This window comes from Pseudomonas sp. R15(2017), assembly GCF_002112685.1.
GTDB classification, from domain to species: domain Bacteria; phylum Pseudomonadota; class Gammaproteobacteria; order Pseudomonadales; family Pseudomonadaceae; genus Aquipseudomonas; species Aquipseudomonas glycinae.
Window position 1 is genome coordinate 99493 of the sequence record NZ_NEII01000015.1, and the last position, 19161, is coordinate 118653.

A 19161-nucleotide genomic window follows, 5' to 3' on the forward strand; every position below is an offset into this window, starting at 1 on the left:
GGGGGCCAAGCCCCCTTTTTGCTTACTGAGTCAACGCCAGGGCGTCAATTACTCAGCTGCAGCCTGAGTTTCTTCAGCTGCGAATTCTACAGTACCGCCAGCAACGTTGTTGCGACCGCGGATGACTGCGTCAGCCATCGAACCCATGTACAGCTGGATAGCGCGGATTGCGTCATCGTTGCCTGGGATGATGTAGTCAACGCCTTCCGGGCTGCTGTTGGTATCGACAACGCCGATGACCGGGATGCCCAGCTTGTTGGCTTCGGTGATCGCGATGCGCTCGTGGTCAACGTCGATCACGAACAGTGCGTCTGGCAGACCGCCCATGTCCTTGATGCCGCCCAGGGAGCGATCCAGCTTCTCAAGATCGCGAGTGCGCATCAGCGCTTCTTTCTTGGTCAGCTTGGCGAAAGTACCGTCTTCGGCTTGTACTTCAAGGTCACGCAGACGCTTGATGGAAGCACGGATGGTCTTGAAGTTGGTCAGCATGCCGCCCAACCAGCGGTGATCGACGTACGGCGAACCGCAACGTGCTGCTTCTTCAGCAACGATCTTGCCAGCGGAACGCTTGGTGCCGACGAACAGAATCTTGTTTTTGCCCTGGGCCAGACGCTCTACGAAAGTCAGAGCTTCGTTGAACATTGGCAGAGTTTTTTCAAGGTTGATGATGTGAATCTTGTTACGCGCGCCGAAAATGTATTTACCCATTTTCGGATTCCAGTAACGGGTTTGGTGACCGAAGTGCACACCGGCCTTCAGCATATCGCGCATGTTGACTTGGGACATGATAGTTCCTTGATAAGTCGGGTTGGGCCTCCACGTATCCCAATGACCAACCATTGATCCGAGGATCAAAGGCACCCAGGCCATCGTGTCGACACGTGTGTGGGTTAATGCTCCCGGGGCTATCCCCGGAAAGCGGCGCATTTTATACCACAGGGACGACGCAAACGGAACCCGGAATCTGCAATCGCGTCAGGGACATGCGCGCCAGCCCCTTGGAATCGGGACAATGCACCGCATTGTATAGAGAGAAGCGATGCACGCAGGCGCGGATTTGCGCCTTTGGTCTGTTAGAATCGCGTTTTTCGGGGCCGCCAAATCAACAGTTGCGCCCCTGTTCGTATCAGCAAGCGCCGCCGAGCGCAGAGAGAGCCTGTATGACCGTCACCCTCAAAACCCCCGAGGACATCGCTGGCATGCGTGTCGCCGGCAAACTGGCCGCCGATGTGCTGGAAATGATTGCCGAGCACGTCAAGCCGGGCGTGACCACCGATGAGCTGAACCAGATCTGCCACGACTATATCGTCAACGTGCAGCAGGCCATCCCCGCCCCGCTCAACTACAAGGGCTACCCGAAGTCGATCTGCACCTCGATCAACCACGTGGTCTGCCACGGTATCCCGAACGACAAGCCGTTGAAAAACGGCGACACCCTGAACATCGATGTCACCGTGATCAAGGACGGCTACCACGGCGACACCAGCCGCATGTTCCACGTCGGCACCGTGCCGGTCTGGGCCGAGCGCCTGTCGCAGGTCACCCAGGAATGCATGTACAAGGCGATCGAAATCGTCAAACCCGGCTGCCGCCTCGGTGACATCGGCGAAATCATTCAGAAGCACGCGGAAAAGAACGGCTTCTCGGTGGTGCGTGAATTCTGCGGCCACGGCATCGGCAAGGTGTTCCACGAAGAACCGCAGATCCTGCACTACGGCCGCGCCGGCACCGGCATGGAACTGAAGGCCGGCATGACCTTCACCATCGAGCCGATGATCAACCAGGGCAAGGCCGACACCAAAGTACTGGGCGACGGCTGGACCGCGATCACCAAGGATCGCAAGCTGTCGGCACAGTGGGAACACACTTTGCTTGTCACCGACACTGGCTACGAGATCTTCACCCTGCGCAGCGACGACACGATCCCGCGCATCTCGGCCTGACCCAGACACCGCTCCCAGCCTATAGAAGGAAAGCCAATCGATGCCGCAGGTGGATCCCGAACTTTTCGACCGCGGCCAGTTCCAGGCTGAACTGGCCCTGAAAGCGAGTCCCATCGCGGCATTCAAGAAGGCGATCCGCCAGGCCCGCGAAGTGCTCGATGCACGCTTTCGCGCCGGGCGCGACATTCGGCGGCTGATCGAGGACCGGGCATGGTTCGTCGACAACATCCTGCAAAAGGCCTGGGATCAGTTCGACTGGAGCGAAGACGCCGACATCGCGCTGGTCGCGGTCGGCGGCTACGGTCGCGGCGAGCTTCACCCCTACTCCGACATCGATCTGCTGATCCTTCTGGACAGCGCCGACCACGAAATCTTCCGCGATTCCATCGAGCGCTTTCTGACGCTGCTGTGGGACATCGGCCTGGAAGTCGGTCAGAGCGTTCGTTCGGTCGACGAATGCGCCGAAGAGGCCCGCGCCGACCTGACGGTGGTCACCAACCTGATGGAAAGCCGTACCATCTGCGGCCCCGAGCGCCTGCGCCAGCGTATGCTCGACGTCACCAGCACCGCGCACATGTGGCCGAGCAAGGATTTCTTCCTGGCCAAGCGCGCCGAGCAGAAGGCTCGCCACCACAAGTACAACGATACCGAATACAACCTGGAACCCAACGTCAAAGGCTCGCCCGGCGGACTACGGGATATTCAGACGATTCTGTGGGTAGCCCGTCGTCAGTACGGCACCCTGAACCTGCGCGCCCTGGCCGGTGAAGGGTTCCTGGTCGAGAGCGAGAACGCCTTGCTGGCCTCCTCCCAGGAATTCCTCTGGAAGGTGCGTTACGCCCTGCACATGCTGGCCGGTCGCTCCGAAGACCGCCTGCTGTTCGATCACCAGCGCACCATTGCCGGTCTGCTGGGTTTTGAAGGCGACGACGCCAAACAGGCCGTCGAAAACTTCATGCAGCAGTATTTCCGGGTGGTGATGAGCATCGCCCAGCTCAGCGACCTGATCATCCAGCACTTCGAGGAAGTCATCCTCGCCCCGGAAGACGAAGCGCCGCCGCAGCCGATCAACTCGCGCTTCCAGCTGCACGACGGTTACATCGAAGCACGCAACGACAACGTGTTCCGCCGCACGCCGTTCGCCATGCTCGAGATCTTCGTGCTGATGGCCCAGCAGCCGGAAATCAAGGGCGTACGCGCCGACACCATTCGTCTGCTGCGGGAAAACCGTCACCTGATCGACGACAACTTCCGCAACGACATCCGCAACACCAGCCTGTTCATCGAGCTGTTCAAGTGCAAGATCGGCATCCACCGCAACCTGCGGCGGATGAACCGCTACGGCATTCTCGGGCGCTACCTGCCGGAATTCGGCTTCATCGTCGGGCAGATGCAGCACGACCTGTTCCACATCTATACGGTCGATGCGCACACGCTGAACCTGATCAAACACCTGCGCAAGTTGCAGTACACCCAGGTGTCGGAGAAATTCCCGCTGGCCGCCAAGCTCATGGCCAAACTGCCGAAGCCTGAACTCATTTATATGGCTGGCCTGTATCACGACATCGGCAAGGGCCGGCATGGCGATCACTCGGAAATTGGCGCAGTGGATGCCGAGGCGTTCTGCCAGCGCCACCAACTGCCGGTCTGGGACAGCCGCCTGATCGTCTGGCTGGTGCAGAACCACCTGGTGATGTCGACCACCGCCCAGCGCAAGGATTTGTCCGACCCGCAGGTGATCCATGACTTCGCCCTGGCGGTCGGTGACGAAACCCGTCTCGACTACCTGTACGTCCTGACCGTAGCCGACATCAACGCGACCAACCCGACCCTCTGGAACTCGTGGCGTGCCAGCCTGTTGCGCCAGCTCTACACCGAAACCAAGCGCGCCCTGCGCCGTGGCCTGGAGAACCCGGTGGATCGCGAAGAGCAGATCCGCCAGACCCAGAGCGCAGCGCTGGACATACTGGTACGCGGCGGCACCGATCCGGATGACGTCGAGCAATTGTGGGCGCAACTGGGTGATGACTACTTCCTGCGTCACACCGCCGGCGATGTGGCCTGGCACACCGACGCCATCCTCCAGCAACCGGCTGACGGCGGTCCGCTGGTGCTGATCAAGGAAACCACCCAGCGCGAATTCGAGGGTGGCACGCAGATCTTCATCTATGCGCCGGACCAACACGACTTCTTCGCCGTGACCGTGGCCGCGATGGACCAGCTCAACCTGAACATTCACGACGCCCGGGTCATCACGTCCAGCAGCCAGTTCACCCTCGACACCTACATCGTGCTCGACACCGATGGCGATTCGATCGGCGACAATCCGGTCCGGGTCAAGCAGATTCGCGACGGCCTGACCGAAGCTCTGCGCAATCCGGCCGACTACCCGACGATCATCCAGCGTCGAGTACCGCGCCAGCTCAAGCATTTCGCGTTCGCCCCGCAGGTGACGATCCACAACGATGCCCAGCGCCCGGTGACGGTGCTGGAACTCACGGCACCCGATCGCCCGGGCCTGCTGGCACGGGTCGGCGGGATTTTCCTCGAGTTCGACCTGTCGCTGCAGAACGCCAAGATCGCCACCCTGGGCGAGCGGGTGGAGGACGTGTTCTTCATCACCGACGCCCACAATCAACCGCTGTCCGACCCGCTGCTGTGCAGCCGTTTGCAGGATGCCATCGTCGAACAGTTGAGCGTCAATCAGGACCCCGATATCAAACTGTCGCGCATCAGCATTTGATTGCGCGCCCGGATTCAATCGCTTTGCACGAGATCCCGCACCGATGAACAACGCTCTGTCCCAGCTCCAGCCCTACCCGTTCGAAAAGCTCCGCGCCCTGCTCGGCAGCGTCACGCCAAACCCGGACAAGCGCCCGATCGCGCTGTCCATTGGCGAACCGAAGCATCGCTCGCCAAGCTTTGTCGCCGAGGCGCTGGCGAACAATCTGGAGCAGATGGCGGTGTACCCGACCACCCTCGGCATTCCGGCCCTGCGCGAAGCCATCGCGGCTTGGTGCGAACGTCGTTTCAACGTGCCGAGCGGCTGGATCGACCCGGCGCGCAACGTGCTGCCGGTCAACGGCACCCGTGAAGCGCTGTTCGCTTTCACCCAGACAGTGGTCAATCGTGGCGACGACGCGCTGGTGGTCAGCCCGAATCCGTTCTATCAGATCTACGAAGGCGCAGCGTTCCTCGCCGGCGCCAAGCCGCACTACCTGCCATGCCTGGACGAGAACGGCTTCAACCCGGACTTCGACGCGGTATCGCCTGACATCTGGAAGCGCTGCCAGATCCTGTTCCTGTGCTCGCCGGGCAACCCGACCGGCGCGCTGATTCCGGTCGACGTGCTGAAAAAGCTCATTGCCCTGGCCGACGAATACGACTTCGTGATCGCCGCCGACGAGTGCTACAGCGAGCTGTACTTCGACGAACAGACCCCGCCGCCGGGCCTGCTCAGCGCCTGCGCCGAACTGGGTCGCAAGGACTTCAAGCGTTGCGTGGTGTTCCACAGCCTGTCCAAGCGCTCGAACCTGCCGGGCCTGCGCTCCGGTTTTGTCGCCGGCGATGCCGACATCCTCAAGGGCTTCCTGCTGTACCGCACCTACCACGGCTGCGCGATGCCGGTTCAAACCCAACTGGCCAGCGTCGCCGCGTGGAATGACGAAGTGCATGTACGCGCCAACCGCGCGCTGTATCGCGAGAAGTTCGACGCTGTGCTGGCGATCCTCAGCCCGCTGATGGATGTGCAGCGCCCCGATGGCAGCTTCTACCTGTGGCCGAATGTACAAGGTGACGACGCTGCGTTCTGTCGGGATCTGTTTGCCGAAGAGCACGTGACCGTAGTGCCGGGCTCCTATCTGTCGCGGGACGTCGATGGCGTCAATCCGGGCGCCGGACGCGTGCGCATGGCGCTGGTAGCCCCCTTGGCGGAGTGCGTGGAAGCGGCCGAGCGCATTCGCGATTTCGTCTTGCGCCATAAGTAATCGCTCACGCCCGTGCCGGGCAATCCGGCACGGGCGATCAAACATGACGTAACACTTCCCCCGCTTTTTCTACCCCACCTTTACGCTGGCCAGACGTTAGTCTTGAGTCGCGTCATTGTGCGCACCACCCAAAATCAACCTGCAACTTCATGGACGAAGTCAATAATGAAAGAACTTCTGGATTGCCAACTGATTCAATGGCCGGACGACCAGGCCGCTTACATCGCCGCCATCAACGAGAACCCGGCGAATGCCGGCACCCAAAGCACAGCAGGCTCTCGCCGCAAACGCTCCGTGGTCAATTATTCGAAACTCTGGGCAAATGGCCGAACATTGAAAATTGCTTTTATTGACGCACCCGACGCCGATCATAAGACAGGGATTATCAATGCGGCTCGTAAATGGCTGGCCTATATCAACCTGACCTTCGAATTCGTCGACGATCTGAAAGGCGATATCCGCATCGCAACCCGAAACAATGACAACAGTTCAATGCTGGGTACCGATGCCCTGTTGATACATCCCGACCATCCAACGATGAATCTGGGCGTCAAACCAGAGCATCCCGATTTCGAGACCATCGTGATCCACGAGTTCGGCCATGCACTGGGCGCCCTGCATGAACATCAGCATCCTCAAGCCAATATTCCGTGGGACAAACCCAAGGTTTACGAGTTTTACCGGAATCGGGAAATGAATCCGCTGACTCGCGAACAGGTCGACCGCAACCTGTTCGCGACTTTCGATACGCTGGATGCGATTTATACGAACTACGACAGGCGATCGATCATGCATCATCCTGTATCGAACGATTTGACCATCGGCAACTGGGAAGTACCGATAAACCGCAAGATCAGTAAAAAAGACAAACAATTGATGAAGCTGCTTTATCCAAAATAATTCGGACATTTCAAACTAAAAAGTTTGCCAGGTGCAACGCCTGGCAAACTTGAATTGAAAACACACAACCTTACATCAAACAACTTTCACAAACTAACATCTACCACTAACTTCAACACCACCCGAACCCATCGGATCCCGGGAAATTCAACTATCAATTTTACAAGCAAGGACACTTGAACATGATTCCGACTATCACCGCCCCCGGTCGTAAAAAACGTGCGATTGGCAAACCGGCTCACTTCTGGACACCAGGTCAAACATTGCGCGTTGCCTTCTTAAACGGCGACCAGCCGTTCAAGGATGCGGTCAAGGCTGCTGCCAGCGAATGGCTGCCGTACATCAATTTGAACTTTGATTTCGTCGAGGGTGAATCGGGAGATATCCGAATCAGCAGCGAGCCCGGGATTTACTGGTCGATGATTGGCACCCACGCACTGCTGATCGAGGACGGCCCGACCATGAGGCTGTCGCCGGATCTGCAGGCACCGGCGTTTTTCGCCGCCAACGTCATGCACGAGTTCGGGCATGCGCTGGGGGCCGAGCATGAGCACCTGCATCCGGAATCGAACATCCCCTGGAACAAGGCAGCGGTCTATGCCGCGCACTGGGTCAAAGAAAACGCCGACGAAGACGATTACGCCCGCCGATCTGTCGATGAACGCTACTTCAACCTGCTCGACGCCAGCGATTTCGACCATTTGCCCTACGATCCGAAATCGATCATGCACTACGCCGTGCGTCAGGACTGGACCCACGGCGACTTCAAGATTGATCTGAATCTGGAGCTCAGTGAAAAGGACAAGACGTTCATGTCGAAGGCCTACCCCTACCCTGCCGAACAAGCGCAATAACCCATGCGAACCAAAGTGACGCCATTATTTGACCGAGCCCAGATTCGCCTCACTCAAGTCCAGTTCGCCCAACACTTCACGCAGAACGTCATCGCCAATCTGGTGCTGACGACTGAGGCTGTATAACTCAAGGCGTTGCGCGCGCAGTGCCTTGAGGCGCAAGCGGCGTTCGAGCAGATCCATCTGGAACGCCAGCGCCTGGGCTTCCGCCGAATCGTTGAAGACCTCCAGTTGATGGCGATACTCGGACATGATCCGCGCCTTGAGCTCCGCTGCCAGGGCGGCTTGCGCGGCGTCCTGCGGGTTGACCTCCTCGGTCTCCAGCGCATGGATCGCTGCTTCCGCCGTCTTGCGCCAGGCGTCGCGCACTTCCTGACGACGCTTGTCGTCCGGACTTTTTTCGATACCGCGCAACAGCAACGGCAGCGCAATACAGGCCGCCACCAGCGATAACAGAATCACCCCGGCGGCGATGAAGATCAGCAGATCGCGCTCGGGGAACGCCTCGCTGCCCATCAGCATCGGCACCGACATCACGCCCGCCAGGGTCACCGCACCGCGCACGCCGCCGACGGTCAGCAGCCAGCAGGAACGGGCGGTCGGCACCTGCGTCAGATCACCCTTGCCGCGCAAGCGACGCAGCAGCACCGACAGCCGCCAGATGCTCTGCACCCAGATGAAGCGCAACAACACCAGCGCCAGGAAAATCGCCACCACATCGAGACAGCGATAGAACAGGGTCGGCCATAACGATGTCTCGTGGCTGACCACCGCTTTAACGATGTCCGGAAGTTGCAGGCCGAGCAGCAGGAAGATCAAACCGTTGAAGGCAAACTCCAGCAACGACCAGACGCTGCGGTTGAGCAACCGGGTGCTGGTCTGGCGCGGCAGCAGATCGAGCCAGCTCTGCATCATCCCCGCCGCCACTGCCGAAAGAATGCCCGACGCGCCAAGCCGCTCGGCCAGCACGTAAGCGGCGAATGGCAGCAGCAACATGAACACCACGTGGGTCGCCGGATCGTCCCAGCCCCGGGCAATCATCCAGGCGCGCAACCTTCCGACCAGCCAGCTCAGCGCCACGCCGACCGCAAGCCCGCCGACGGCCACCAGCACGAAGGTCAGGCTGGCATTGGCCAGGGAGAATGCACCGGTCACCGCCGCGACCAGCGCGAACTTGAACGTCACCAGGCCTGAGGCATCGTTCATCAACGCCTCGCCTTGCAGCATGTGCATCAGCGGCGTGGGCAAGCGGTTCTGCGAAATCGCCGAAACTGCAACCGCATCGGTCGGCGACAGCACCGCTGCCAGTGCAAAGGCCACCGGCAACGGAATCGTCGGCAGCAGCCAATGAATGAAGTAGCCGGCACCGACCACGGTAAACAGCACCAGCCCGACCGCGAGCGTCAGCACCGGCCCGCGCAGGCGCCACAATTCACGCTTGGGCATGCGCCAGCCATCGGAAAACAGCAGCGGTGGCAGGAACAGAAACAGGAACAGTTCGGGATCGAGGGCCACGTGCAGGCCGAGGGTCGGCCAGGCCAGCAAGGCGCCGGCGGCGATCTGTACCAGTGGCAGCGGCAGCGGAATCACCCGTCCCACCAGGCGCGAGACACTGACCAGCATCAGCAGGATCAGGACGGTATAAGCAGTTTGCATAAAGCGGAAATCCCGGACAATCGACAGCGTTGAACTGCCATATTAGCCGCTTAGGCTGTGCGTGACCGTTGCACCTATGTCGCAGCCCGCTCAGCAAAAGCAACCTCGGCGCCGCGAAACCGTCTGGTCATGGCATAATCCGACACCATTTTTTTCCAGCACCTGTAAAGGGGGCAATTCCTTGACCGTTTCAAGCAAAACGTTGCACCTTTTCGGCATCAAAGCCTGCGACACCATGAAAAAGGCGCGCACCTGGCTCGATGAACACGCTGTCAGTTATGACTTCCACGATTACAAGACCGCCGGCATTGACCGCGAGCACCTGACCCAATGGTGCGACGAACATGGCTGGCAAACGGTGTTGAACCGCGCGGGCACGACCTTTCGCAAACTCGACGACGAACGCAAAGCCGATCTCGACCAGTCGAAAGCCATCGAACTGATGCTCGCTCAACCCTCGATGATCAAGCGCCCGGTGCTCGATCTCGGTGACCGAACCCTGATTGGCTTCAAGCCAGATATCTACGCGGCCGCCCTCAAGTAAGCAGCCCGTCACATTTTGTAGAGGTATTCACATGTCCAACTCCCTGTTCAGTATCGCCTTCGGCGTCGGCACCCAGAACCGTCAAGGCGCGTGGCTGGAAGTGTTCTACGCTCAGCCGCTGCTCAATCCATCGGCCGAACTGGTCGCTGCTGTTGCACCGATCCTCGGCTACACCGAAGGCAACCAGGCCATCACCTTCACCACCGCGCAGGCTGCGCAGCTGGCTGAAGCCGTGAAAGGCATCGACGCCGTACAAGGCAAGCTGCTGACCCGTCTTGCTGAAAGCCACAAGCCACTGGTCGCCACCCTGCTGGCCGAAGACGCTCAGCTGACTTCCACCCCTGAGGCTTACCTCAAGCTGCACCTGCTGTCCCATCGTCTGGTCAAGCCGCACGGCGTGAGCCTGGCCGGGATTTTCCCGCTGCTGCCAAACGTGGCCTGGACCAGCCAGGGCGCGATCGACCTGAGTGAACTGGCCGAGCTGCAACTCGAAGCCCGTCTGCGTGGCGAACTGCTGGAAGTGTTCTCGGTGGACAAATTCCCGAAAATGACCGACTACGTAGTACCGGCCGGCGTGCGTATCGCTGACGCCGCGCGTCTGCGTCTGGGCGCCTACGTGGGCGAAGGCACCACCGTGATGCACGAAGGTTTCATCAACTTCAACGCCGGCACCGAAGGCCCGGGCATGATCGAAGGCCGCGTCTCCGCTGGCGTATTCGTCGGCAAGGGCTCGGACCTGGGCGGCGGCTGCTCGACCATGGGCACCCTGTCGGGCGGCGGAAACATCGTGATCAAGGTCGGCGAAGGCTGCCTGATCGGCGCCAACGCCGGTATCGGTATCCCGTTGGGCGACCGCAACACCGTCGAGTCGGGCCTGTACGTGACCGCCGGCACCAAGGTGGCGCTGCTGGACGAGCACAACAACCTGGTCAAAGTGGTCAAGGCCCGTGAACTGGCCGGTCAGACCGACCTGCTGTTCCGTCGCAATTCGGAAACCGGCGCTGTGGAATGCAAGACCCACAAATCGGCGATCGAACTGAACGAAGCACTGCACGCTCACAACTAAGCGCCAGAAGCTCACCTGAGGGAGCCGGCCTGTTTGCCATGGCGTTCGAAAGATCGCCATCGCGGGCAAGCCCGCTCCCACAGGGTTCGGCGTTAACCCGCCCATCTTCACCAGGGCTTGAAACCGTGATGATTCCCTCCCCCTGGCGCGCCGATTTCCCGGCCATCGCCGCCCTGCAACGGCAAGACCAGACCTATCTGGACAACGCCGCCACCACGCAAAAACCCCAGGCCCTGCTTGACGCGCTGACGCATTACTACGCCAATGGCGCGGCCAACGTGCATCGTGCCCAGCATCTGCCCGGCGCCCACGCCACGCAGGCGTTCGAGGACAGCCGCCTGAAGGTTGCCCAGTGGCTGAATGCCGGTGACAGCGGGCAGATCATCTTCACCCACGGCGCCACCAGTGCGCTGAATCTCCTGGCTTATGGCCTGGAACATCTTTTCCATCCGGGCGATGAAATTGTCATCAGCGCCCTGGAGCATCACGCCAACCTGCTGCCGTGGCAGCAACTGGCACAACGTCGCGATCTGAAGTTGGTAATTCTGCCGCTGGACGAGGACGGCGTGATCGACCTCGCCGCCGCCGTTCACCTGATCGGCCCGCGTACTCGCTTGCTGGCGGTCAGTCAGTTATCCAACGTGCTCGGTGCCTGGCAACCGTTGCCGGCGCTGCTGGCGATGGCCAAGGCGCACAACGCACTGACGGTGGTCGATGGCGCTCAGGGCGTGGTCCATGGCCGGCATGACGTGCAAGCGCTGGGTTGCGACTTTTACGTGTTTTCCAGCCACAAGTTGTACGGCCCCGATGGCCTCGGCGTGCTGTTCGGGTGCAACGCAGCGCTTGAGCAACTGCGCCCGTGGCAATTTGGCGGCGAGATGGTGCTGGAAGCCAATTATCACGACGCGCGTTTCCGCCCGGCGCCACTGGGTTTCGAGGCCGGAACGCCGCCGATTGCCAGCGTTATCGGCCTCGGTGCGACCCTCGACTATCTGGCCGGTCTGGATCAGGACGCCGTGTCCGCCCACGAAGCGGCGTTGCACGATTATTTGTTGCGTGGTCTTGCGGCACGTAATGGCATTCGTCTGCTGGGCAAACCGCAACTGGCGCTGGCCAGTTTTGTCGTTGAAGGCGTACACAACGCTGATCTGGCGCATTTGCTGACCGAACAGGGCATCGCCGTGCGCGCCGGGCACCACTGCGCAATGCCGTTGCTCAAGCGCTTCGAACTGGCCGGGGCGATTCGCGTGTCGCTGGCGTTGTACAACGATTCAGAGGATCTGGAGAGGTTCTTTGAAGCGCTGGATCAGGCGCTGGAGTTGTTGCGATGAGCCTGCCGGTCGAGGCTGCCGAAGCGCTGCAAACGTTTCAAAACGCCGCTGGCTGGGAACAGCGGGCGCGGCTGTTGATGCAGTTTGGTGATTGCCTGCCGCCTTTGAGCGATGCAGACAAGTGCGAGGCCAATCGGGTACACGGCTGTGAAAGTCAGGTGTGGCTGGTTGGCGAATTGCGCGACGGCCATTGGCAGTTCGCAGCGAGCAGCGATGCACGGATGATTCGCGGGTTGGTGGCGTTGCTGCTGTTGCGGGTCAACGGCTTGACCGCGGGCGAGCTGCAACAGGTCGATCTGCCGGACTGGTTCAATCAGTTGGGGCTGTCGCGACAGTTGTCGCCGTCGCGCAGCAATGGCTTGAATGCCGTGTTGCAGCGGATGCGTGAACTCGCCCCGGACTGATCGTACTGATCATTCCCACGCTCCGCGTGGGAATGCAGCCCGGGACGCTCTGCGTCCCAAATCAAGAGCCGAACGCGGAGCGTCCGTTGAGGCATTCCCACGCGGTCGGTTCGACGCCTCGACGTGGGAACGATCGGTCACGCAGCCCTGGGCTTCAGGCCTGAGGCTTGACCCGATCCGCCGGGCGCCGAACGCCCGCCACAATCTTGTCCACAGCCTTGGTCGCCGCGACCATGCCGAACGTCGCCGTGACCATCATCACCGCGCCAAACCCGCCGGCGCAGTCCAGCTTCACGCCGTCGCCGACAAAACTCTTCTGCAGGCAGATGCTGCCGTCCGGTTTCGGATAGCGCAGCTGTTCGGTGGAGAACACGCACGGCACGCTGTAATGACGGGTCACGGTGCGCGAGAAACCATAATCGCGGCGCAATGTAGAACGCACTTTCGAGGCCAGAGGATCATTGAACGTACGGTTGAGGTCGCAGACCTGAATCAACGTCGGATCGATCTGCCCGCCAGCACCGCCGGTGGTGATGATCTGGATCTTGCGGCGCTTGCACCAGGCGATCAGCGCGGCTTTTGCGTTGACCGCGTCGATGCAGTCGATCACGCAGTCAATGTTCGGCGTGATGTATTCGGCCATGGTGTCGCGGGTGACGAAGTCCGCCACGGCGTGCACCGTGCAGTCCGGGTTGATCCCGCGCAGACGCTCGGCCATCACCTCGACCTTGGGCTTGCCGACCGTGCTGTCGAGCGCGTGCAGCTGGCGGTTGGCGTTGCTGACACAGACGTCGTCGAGGTCGAACAGCGAAATCTCGCCCACCCCGCAACGGGCCATGGCTTCCGCCGCCCAGGAACCGACGCCGCCAACGCCGACAATCGCCACATGGGCTGCACGCAGGCGCTCGAGGCCCTCGATGCCATACAAACGGGCGATGCCTGCAAACCGCGGATCTTCTGTACTCATGACCATTACCCTGAAAACCGGCGCGCATTATAGGGCCGTCGGCGGCCAAGAGCATCTTTGCGCTATGAACGGCGAATGCGCCTGCTTTAATTAAAGCTGTACGTAACAAAGATTTGTCTTACACGCTGAAACGAAAGAACTTAAGTCAGGTTGGATTGCCCAACGTCCGGCATTTCCCTGTCTCTTGTAGGACTCGGCGAACTGCCGGTGTAGGATGCGCGCCCTCTTGGCGTCAACCAGCCGACCCTTCGTTCCACAGCCTTTGGAACCCGACACAGCTATGTCATCGCGTAAATTTGGACTCAACCTGGTGGTGGTTCTGGCAATCGCCGCCCTGTTCACCGGTTTCTGGGCGCTGATCAACCGCCCCGTCTCCGCGCCGAACTGGCCGGAGCAGATCTCCGGTTTCTCCTATTCACCGTTCCAGCAGGGACAGTTCCCACAGAAGGATCAGTATCCGTCCGACGATGAAATGCGCCGCGATCTGGAGATCATGAGCAAGCTGACGGACAACATCCGCATCTACTCGGTCGACGGTTCCCTGCAGGACATCCCGAAACTGGCGGAAGAGTTCGGTCTGCGCGTGACCCTGGGGATCTGGATCAGCCCCGACCAGGAGCGCAACGAGCGGGAGATCACCCGCGCCATCGAACTGGCCAACACTTCGCGCAGCGTGGTTCGCGTGGTCGTCGGTAACGAAGCGATCTTCCGCATGGAAATCACCGCCCAAGAACTCAGCGTACTGCTCGACCGCGTGCGCGCGGCCGTGAAAGTACCGGTGACCACCTCCGAACAGTGGCACGTCTGGGAAGAGCACCCGGAACTGGCCAAGCACGTCGACCTGATCGCCGCACACGTGCTGCCGTACTGGGAATTCATTCCGGTGGACAAGGCCGGGCAGTTTGTTTTCGACCGCGCCCGCGACCTGAAAAAGATGTTCCCGAAAAAGCCGCTGCTGCTGTCCGAAGTGGGCTGGCCGAGCAACGGCCGCATGCGCGGTGGCGCCGATGCGTCGCCGGCGGATCAGGCGATCTACCTGCGAACACTGGTCAACAAACTCAACCGTCAGGGCTTCAACTACTTCGTGATCGAAGCGTTCGACCAGCCATGGAAGGCCAGCGATGAAGGTTCGGTCGGCGCTTACTGGGGCGTGTTCAACGCCGCGCGCCAGCAGAAATTCAACTTCGAAGGCCCGGTGGTGGCGATCCCGCAATGGCGCGTGCTGGCCATTGGCTCGGTGGTGCTGGCGCTGCTGTCGTTGACCCTGCTGATGATCGACGGCTCGGCCCTGCGTCAGCGCGGCCGTACCTTCCTCACCTTTATCGCGTTCCTCTGCGGTTCGGTGCTGGTGTGGATCGGTTACGACTACAGCCAGCAATACAGCACGTGGTTCAGCCTGACGGTGGGCTTCCTGCTGGCGCTCGGTGCGCTCGGGGTGTTCATCGTGTTGCTGACCGAGGCCCATGAACTGGCCGAGGCGGTGTGGATCCACAAGCGTCGCCGTGAATTCCTGCCGGTGGTCGGCGACTCGGACTACCGCCCGAAAGTCTCGATCCACGTGCCCTGCTACAACGAGCCGCCGGAGATGGTCAAACAGACCCTCAACGCCCTGGCCAACCTCGACTATCCGGACTTCGAAGTCCTGATCATCGACAACAACACCAAGGACCCGGCGGTCTGGGAACCGGTGCGCGACTATTGCGAAACCCTCGGCCCGCGCTTCAAGTTCTTCCACGTCTCGCCCCTGGCCGGTTTCAAGGGCGGCGCGCTGAACTACCTGATCCCGCACACCGCCAAGGACGCCGAAGTGATCGCGGTGATCGACTCCGACTACTGCGTGCACCCGAACTGGCTCAAGCACATGGTGCCGCACTTCGCCGACCCGAAAATTGCTGTGGTGCAGTCGCCGCAGGACTATCGCGACCAGAACGAAAGCACCTTCAAGAAGCTGTGCTATGCCGAATACAAAGGCTTCTTCCACATCGGCATGGTCACCCGCAACGACCGCGACGCCATCATCCAGCACGGCACCATGACCATGACCCGACGCTCGGTTCTGGAAGAACTGGGCTGGGCCGACTGGTGCATCTGTGAAGACGCCGAGCTTGGTCTGCGGGTATTCGAGAAAGGCCTGTCGGCGGCGTATTACCACGACAGTTATGGCAAGGGTCTGATGCCGGACACCTTCATCGACTTCAAGAAGCAGCGTTTCCGCTGGGCCTACGGTGCGATCCAGATCATCAAGCGCCACACCCGCAGCCTGCTGCGCGGCAAGGACACCGAGCTGACGCGCGGCCAACGTTACCACTTCCTCGCGGGCTGGCTGCCGTGGGTGGCGGACGGCATGAACATCTTCTTCACCGTCGGCGCGCTGTTGTGGTCGGCGGCGATGATCATCGTGCCGCAACGAGTCGATCCACCGCTGCTGATCTTCGCGATCCCGCCACTGGCGCTGTTCGTGTTCAAGGTCGGCAAGATTATCTTTTTGTACCGTCGTGCCGTGGGCGTGAACCTCAAGGATGCGTTCTGCGCGGCACTGGCCGGACTGGCGTTGTCGCATACCATCGCCAAAGCGGTGCTGTACGGCTTCTTCACCAGCAGCATTCCGTTCTTCCGCACCCCGAAAAACGCCGACAACCATGGCTTCTGGGTGGCGATTTCCGAGGCCCGGGAAGAGCTGTTCATCATGCTGCTGTTGTGGGGCGCGGCGCTGGGGATCTTCCTGGTGCAGGGCATTCCGAGCAACGACATGCGCTTCTGGGTGGCCATGCTGCTGGTGCAGTCGCTGCCGTATGTAGCGGCGCTGATCATGGCGTTCCTGTCGTCGCTGCCAAAACCATCAGCTGCGCCTGAACCGGCACCAGTGGTCTAAATCCTCACCGATGCACTAAACGGCGGCCAATGGTCGCCGTTTTGCTTTAAGATAACCGCCATTTTGCAGGGCCAAGGCCCCGATGGCCTGCCCCTAGACCTGTGGGAGCGAGCTTGCTCGCGATGAGTCCGTCACATTCAACACTTATGTTGAACAGGACATCGTCATCGCGAGCAGGCTCGCTCCCACATTTACAGCTTTCGGAGTTTTCCATGACGGCCCACGCCGACCTTTCGCCGACCCTCCAACTCGCCATCGACCTGATCCGCCGTCCGTCCGTGACGCCGGTCGACGCCGATTGCCAGAAGCAGATGATGCAGCGCCTGGGCGATGCCGGTTTCCAGCTGGAACCGATGCGCATCGAAGATGTGGATAACTTCTGGGCGACTCACGGCAAAGGCGACGGCCCGGTGCTGTGCTTCGCCGGCCACACCGATGTGGTGCCGACCGGCCCGGTGACCGCCTGGCAGATCGACCCGTTCAACGCGGTGATCGACGAGCACGGCATGCTCTGCGGCCGTGGCGCGGCGGACATGAAAGGCAGCCTGGCCTCGATGACCGTAGCGGCCGAGCGTTTCGTCACCGACTACCCGGATCACAAGGGCAAGGTCGCGTTCCTGATCACCAGCGACGAGGAAGGCCCGGCGCATCACGGTACCAAGGCCGTGGTCGAGCGCCTGGCAGCCCGTAACGAACGTCTGGACTGGTGCATCGTCGGCGAACCGTCGAGCACCACGCTGGTGGGCGACGTGGTGAAGAACGGTCGTCGCGGCTCCCTCGGCGCCAAACTGACCGTGCGCGGCGTGCAGGGCCACGTGGCCTATCCGCACCTGGCGAAGAACCCGATCCACCTCGCCGCCCCGGCCCTGGCCGAGCTGGCTGCCGAGCACTGGGATCACGGCAACGATTTCTTCCCGCCGACCAGTTTCCAGATTTCCAACGTCAACTCCGGCACCGGCGCGACCAACGTGATTCCGGGCGACCTGGTGGCGGTGTTCAACTTCCGCTTCTCCACCGAATCGACCGTCGAAGGCCTGCAGAAACGCGTCGCCGACATCCTCGACAAGCATGGCCTGGACTGGCACATCGACTGGGCGCTGTCCGGTCTGCCGTTCCTCACCGAACCGGGCGCACTGCTCGACGCGGTGTCTTCGAGCATCAAGGACATCACCGGCCGCGAGACCAAGGCATCCACCAGCGGCGGCACCTCCGACGGTCGTTTCATCGCGACCATGGGTACGCAGGTTGTTGAGCTGGGCCCGGTCAACGCGACCATCCACCAGGTCAACGAGCGCGTACTGGCGGCCGATCTCGACGTGCTGACCGAAATCTACTACCAGACCCTGATCAAGTTGCTCGCCTGATGCTCGCGTGCCCGATCTGCAGTGAACCGCTGAACGCGGTGGATAACGGCGTGGTCTGCCCTGCCGGCCACCGCTTTGACCGCGCGCGCCAGGGTTACCTGAACCTGCTGCCGGTGCAGCACAAGAACAGCCGCGATCCCGGCGACAATCAGGCGATGGTCGAGGCCCGCCGCGACTTTCTGAACGCCGGACATTACGCGCCGGTAGCCAAGCGTCTGGCGGAGCTGGCAGCCGGTTACGCGCCGGCGCGCTGGGTCGATATCGGTTGTGGCGAGGGTTACTACACCGCGCAGATCGCCGAGGCTTTGCCCGACGCCGACGGTTACGCGCTGGACATCTCGAAGGAAGCGGTCAAACGCGCCTGCAAACGCAATCCGGCGCTGACCTGGTTGATCGCCAGCATGGCCCGGGTGCCACTGGCCTCCGGCAGCTGCCAGTTTCTGGCCAGCGTTTTCAGTCCGCTGGATTGGGAAGAAGCCAAGCGCCTGCTCAGTGTTGGCGGCGGCCTGATGAAGGTCGGCCCGACCAGCGGCCACCTGATGGAACTGCGCGAACGCCTGTACGACGAAGTGCGCGAATACACCGACGACAAGCACCTGGCCCTGGTGCCGGAAGGCATGGCGCTGGCGCATAGTGAAACCCTGGAATTCAAACTGACGCTGGACAAGCCCGAGGATCGCGCCAACCTGCTGGCGATGACGCCCCACGGCTGGCGCGCCAGTGCCGAGCGCCGCGCGGCGGTCATCGAACAGGCCGAGCCGTTCGTGACCACTGTCTCGATGCGCTACGATTATTTCGTTCTTCAATAACCTTTGGTCTCGGGCAACGACCCGGGGCCGGCTAAATCCGCGAATGGATTTTTCAGACCCGCAGTGAGGACATCCATGCGCCAACCGGACATCGAGATTTACCTGAAAGACGCCGACGTCGACCACAAGGCCATTTCCGCTTGGCTGGGCGCCGCCCTCGGCCCTTGCAGCGAATGGGTGCAGAAAGGCCAGACCTGGAAGTGCAAGGCCGGCAACATCCCGGTGACCTGGCTGCCGAAAGCCGTGGGCAAGTGGAACAGCCTGTACCTGGAAAGCGACGCGACCCCATGGGACGACGACATCGCCTGCGCCCGCGCAGCGTTTGCCGCGCTGAACGTTGAAGTGCGCTGCGCACCGGGGACGTGGGTCGAGGAAGAAGGTGAGGAGACGGCGGATCGCTGGATCCGGATCAGCGCCGACGGTGAAGAAGAAATCACCTGGAAAACTGCCTGACTCTCATTGATC

General features: G+C 61.1%; 16 protein-coding genes. 13 read left to right on the top strand and 3 right to left on the bottom strand.

Annotation, left to right across the window (positions count from 1 at the left end):
* Positions 1-48 precede the first annotated feature (48 nt).
* Positions 49-786, bottom strand: a complete 738-nt coding sequence (rpsB, locus tag CAF77_RS26020) for a 30S ribosomal protein S2 (protein ID WP_008052780.1) — start codon at positions 784-786, stop codon at positions 49-51.
* Positions 787-1160: 374 nt separating this feature from the next.
* On the opposite strand from rpsB, the gene map reads away from it, so the two are divergent.
* The 5 genes from map (at position 1161) to CAF77_RS26045 (ending at position 7683) form a co-directional block, all read left to right on the top strand.
* Positions 1161-1943 (top strand): type I methionyl aminopeptidase, encoded by a 783-nt coding sequence (map, locus tag CAF77_RS26025; RefSeq protein WP_039769663.1) that lies wholly within the window; start codon positions 1161-1163, stop codon positions 1941-1943.
* Between the two features lie 40 nt (positions 1944-1983).
* Positions 1984-4686 carry a [protein-PII] uridylyltransferase gene (locus CAF77_RS26030; protein ID WP_064379009.1) on the top strand — a complete coding sequence of 901 codons (2703 nt, stop codon included), beginning with the start codon at positions 1984-1986 and terminating at the stop codon, positions 4684-4686.
* Between the two features lie 43 nt (positions 4687-4729).
* Positions 4730-5929 (top strand): succinyldiaminopimelate transaminase, encoded by a 1200-nt coding sequence (gene dapC, locus CAF77_RS26035; protein ID WP_064379008.1) that lies wholly within the window; start codon positions 4730-4732, stop codon positions 5927-5929.
* A 165-nt stretch (positions 5930-6094) separates the two neighbouring features.
* On the top strand, positions 6095-6829 hold the full coding sequence (locus CAF77_RS26040) for a M12 family metallopeptidase (RefSeq protein WP_064379007.1): 735 nt from the start codon (positions 6095-6097) through the stop codon (positions 6827-6829).
* A 182-nt stretch (positions 6830-7011) separates the two neighbouring features.
* On the top strand, positions 7012-7683 hold the full coding sequence (locus CAF77_RS26045; RefSeq protein ID WP_064379006.1) for a hypothetical protein: 672 nt from the start codon (positions 7012-7014) through the stop codon (positions 7681-7683).
* Between the two features lie 24 nt (positions 7684-7707).
* Here CAF77_RS26045 and CAF77_RS26050 read toward each other — a convergent pair whose 3' ends face one another.
* The gene (locus CAF77_RS26050; RefSeq protein ID WP_011332677.1) at positions 7708-9339 is read right to left on the bottom strand and encodes a Na+/H+ antiporter; all 1632 of its coding nucleotides are present in this window, start codon (positions 9337-9339) and stop codon (positions 7708-7710) included.
* A 181-nt stretch (positions 9340-9520) separates the two neighbouring features.
* Here CAF77_RS26050 and CAF77_RS26055 point away from each other — a divergent pair, with 181 nt between their 5' ends.
* The 4 genes from CAF77_RS26055 to CAF77_RS26070 all read left to right on the top strand — a co-directional run bounded on the left by CAF77_RS26055 (position 9521) and on the right by CAF77_RS26070 (position 12684).
* Positions 9521-9883 carry an ArsC family reductase gene (locus CAF77_RS26055; protein ID WP_003222107.1) on the top strand — a complete coding sequence of 121 codons (363 nt, stop codon included), beginning with the start codon at positions 9521-9523 and terminating at the stop codon, positions 9881-9883.
* Positions 9884-9914: 31 nt separating this feature from the next.
* Positions 9915-10949, top strand: a complete 1035-nt coding sequence (dapD, locus tag CAF77_RS26060) for a 2,3,4,5-tetrahydropyridine-2,6-dicarboxylate N-succinyltransferase (RefSeq protein WP_007954762.1) — start codon at positions 9915-9917, stop codon at positions 10947-10949.
* A gap of 125 nt (positions 10950-11074) precedes the next feature.
* Positions 11075-12280 carry an aminotransferase class V-fold PLP-dependent enzyme gene (locus CAF77_RS26065; protein WP_064378980.1) on the top strand — a complete coding sequence of 402 codons (1206 nt, stop codon included), beginning with the start codon at positions 11075-11077 and terminating at the stop codon, positions 12278-12280.
* Entirely contained in the window at positions 12277-12684 is a 408-nt protein-coding gene (locus CAF77_RS26070) for a SufE family protein (RefSeq protein WP_064378979.1), read from the top strand. Before CAF77_RS26065 ends, CAF77_RS26070 begins: the two co-directional genes overlap by 4 nt.
* Before the next feature lie 154 nt (positions 12685-12838).
* Here the strand turns inward: CAF77_RS26070 and tcdA are convergent, their stop codons facing one another.
* The gene (tcdA, locus tag CAF77_RS26075; protein WP_039762445.1) at positions 12839-13657 is read right to left on the bottom strand and encodes a tRNA cyclic N6-threonylcarbamoyladenosine(37) synthase TcdA; all 819 of its coding nucleotides are present in this window, start codon (positions 13655-13657) and stop codon (positions 12839-12841) included.
* A 274-nt stretch (positions 13658-13931) separates the two neighbouring features.
* On the opposite strand from tcdA, the gene CAF77_RS26080 reads away from it, so the two are divergent.
* The 4 genes from CAF77_RS26080 to CAF77_RS26095 all read left to right on the top strand — a co-directional run bounded on the left by CAF77_RS26080 (position 13932) and on the right by CAF77_RS26095 (position 19149).
* Positions 13932-16523, top strand: a complete 2592-nt coding sequence (locus CAF77_RS26080; protein ID WP_085655609.1) for a glycosyltransferase — start codon at positions 13932-13934, stop codon at positions 16521-16523.
* Positions 16524-16735: 212 nt separating this feature from the next.
* On the top strand, positions 16736-17887 hold the full coding sequence (gene dapE, locus CAF77_RS26085; RefSeq protein ID WP_064378978.1) for a succinyl-diaminopimelate desuccinylase: 1152 nt from the start codon (positions 16736-16738) through the stop codon (positions 17885-17887).
* Positions 17887-18696: a putative RNA methyltransferase gene (locus CAF77_RS26090; protein ID WP_064378977.1), complete on the top strand. Its 810-nt coding sequence runs from the start codon at positions 17887-17889 to the stop codon at positions 18694-18696. Before dapE ends, CAF77_RS26090 begins: the two co-directional genes overlap by 1 nt.
* Before the next feature lie 75 nt (positions 18697-18771).
* Entirely contained in the window at positions 18772-19149 is a 378-nt protein-coding gene (locus CAF77_RS26095; RefSeq protein WP_064378976.1) for a hypothetical protein, read from the top strand.
* Positions 19150-19161 lie beyond the last annotated feature (12 nt).

What these genes read in the sequence shown, in the direction of transcription:
- dapE (WP_064378978.1), top strand. Translation starts at nt 16,736, where the DNA reads ATGACGGCCCACGCCGACCTTTCGCCGACCCTCCAACTCGCCATCGAC.
- CAF77_RS26080 (WP_085655609.1), top strand. Translation starts at nt 13,932, where the DNA reads ATGTCATCGCGTAAATTTGGACTCAACCTGGTGGTGGTTCTGGCAATC.
- CAF77_RS26090 (WP_064378977.1), top strand. Translation starts at nt 17,887, where the DNA reads ATGCTCGCGTGCCCGATCTGCAGTGAACCGCTGAACGCGGTGGATAAC.
- CAF77_RS26040 (WP_064379007.1), top strand. Translation starts at nt 6,095, where the DNA reads ATGAAAGAACTTCTGGATTGCCAACTGATTCAATGGCCGGACGACCAG.
- dapC (WP_064379008.1), top strand. Translation starts at nt 4,730, where the DNA reads ATGAACAACGCTCTGTCCCAGCTCCAGCCCTACCCGTTCGAAAAGCTC.
- CAF77_RS26070 (WP_064378979.1), top strand. Translation starts at nt 12,277, where the DNA reads ATGAGCCTGCCGGTCGAGGCTGCCGAAGCGCTGCAAACGTTTCAAAAC.
- rpsB (WP_008052780.1), bottom strand. Translation starts at nt 786, where the DNA reads ATGTCCCAAGTCAACATGCGCGATATGCTGAAGGCCGGTGTGCACTTC.
- CAF77_RS26030 (WP_064379009.1), top strand. Translation starts at nt 1,984, where the DNA reads ATGCCGCAGGTGGATCCCGAACTTTTCGACCGCGGCCAGTTCCAGGCT.
- CAF77_RS26045 (WP_064379006.1), top strand. Translation starts at nt 7,012, where the DNA reads ATGATTCCGACTATCACCGCCCCCGGTCGTAAAAAACGTGCGATTGGC.
- CAF77_RS26050 (WP_011332677.1), bottom strand. Translation starts at nt 9,339, where the DNA reads ATGCAAACTGCTTATACCGTCCTGATCCTGCTGATGCTGGTCAGTGTC.
- tcdA (WP_039762445.1), bottom strand. Translation starts at nt 13,657, where the DNA reads ATGGTCATGAGTACAGAAGATCCGCGGTTTGCAGGCATCGCCCGTTTG.
- dapD (WP_007954762.1), top strand. Translation starts at nt 9,915, where the DNA reads ATGTCCAACTCCCTGTTCAGTATCGCCTTCGGCGTCGGCACCCAGAAC.
- CAF77_RS26095 (WP_064378976.1), top strand. Translation starts at nt 18,772, where the DNA reads ATGCGCCAACCGGACATCGAGATTTACCTGAAAGACGCCGACGTCGAC.
- map (WP_039769663.1), top strand. Translation starts at nt 1,161, where the DNA reads ATGACCGTCACCCTCAAAACCCCCGAGGACATCGCTGGCATGCGTGTC.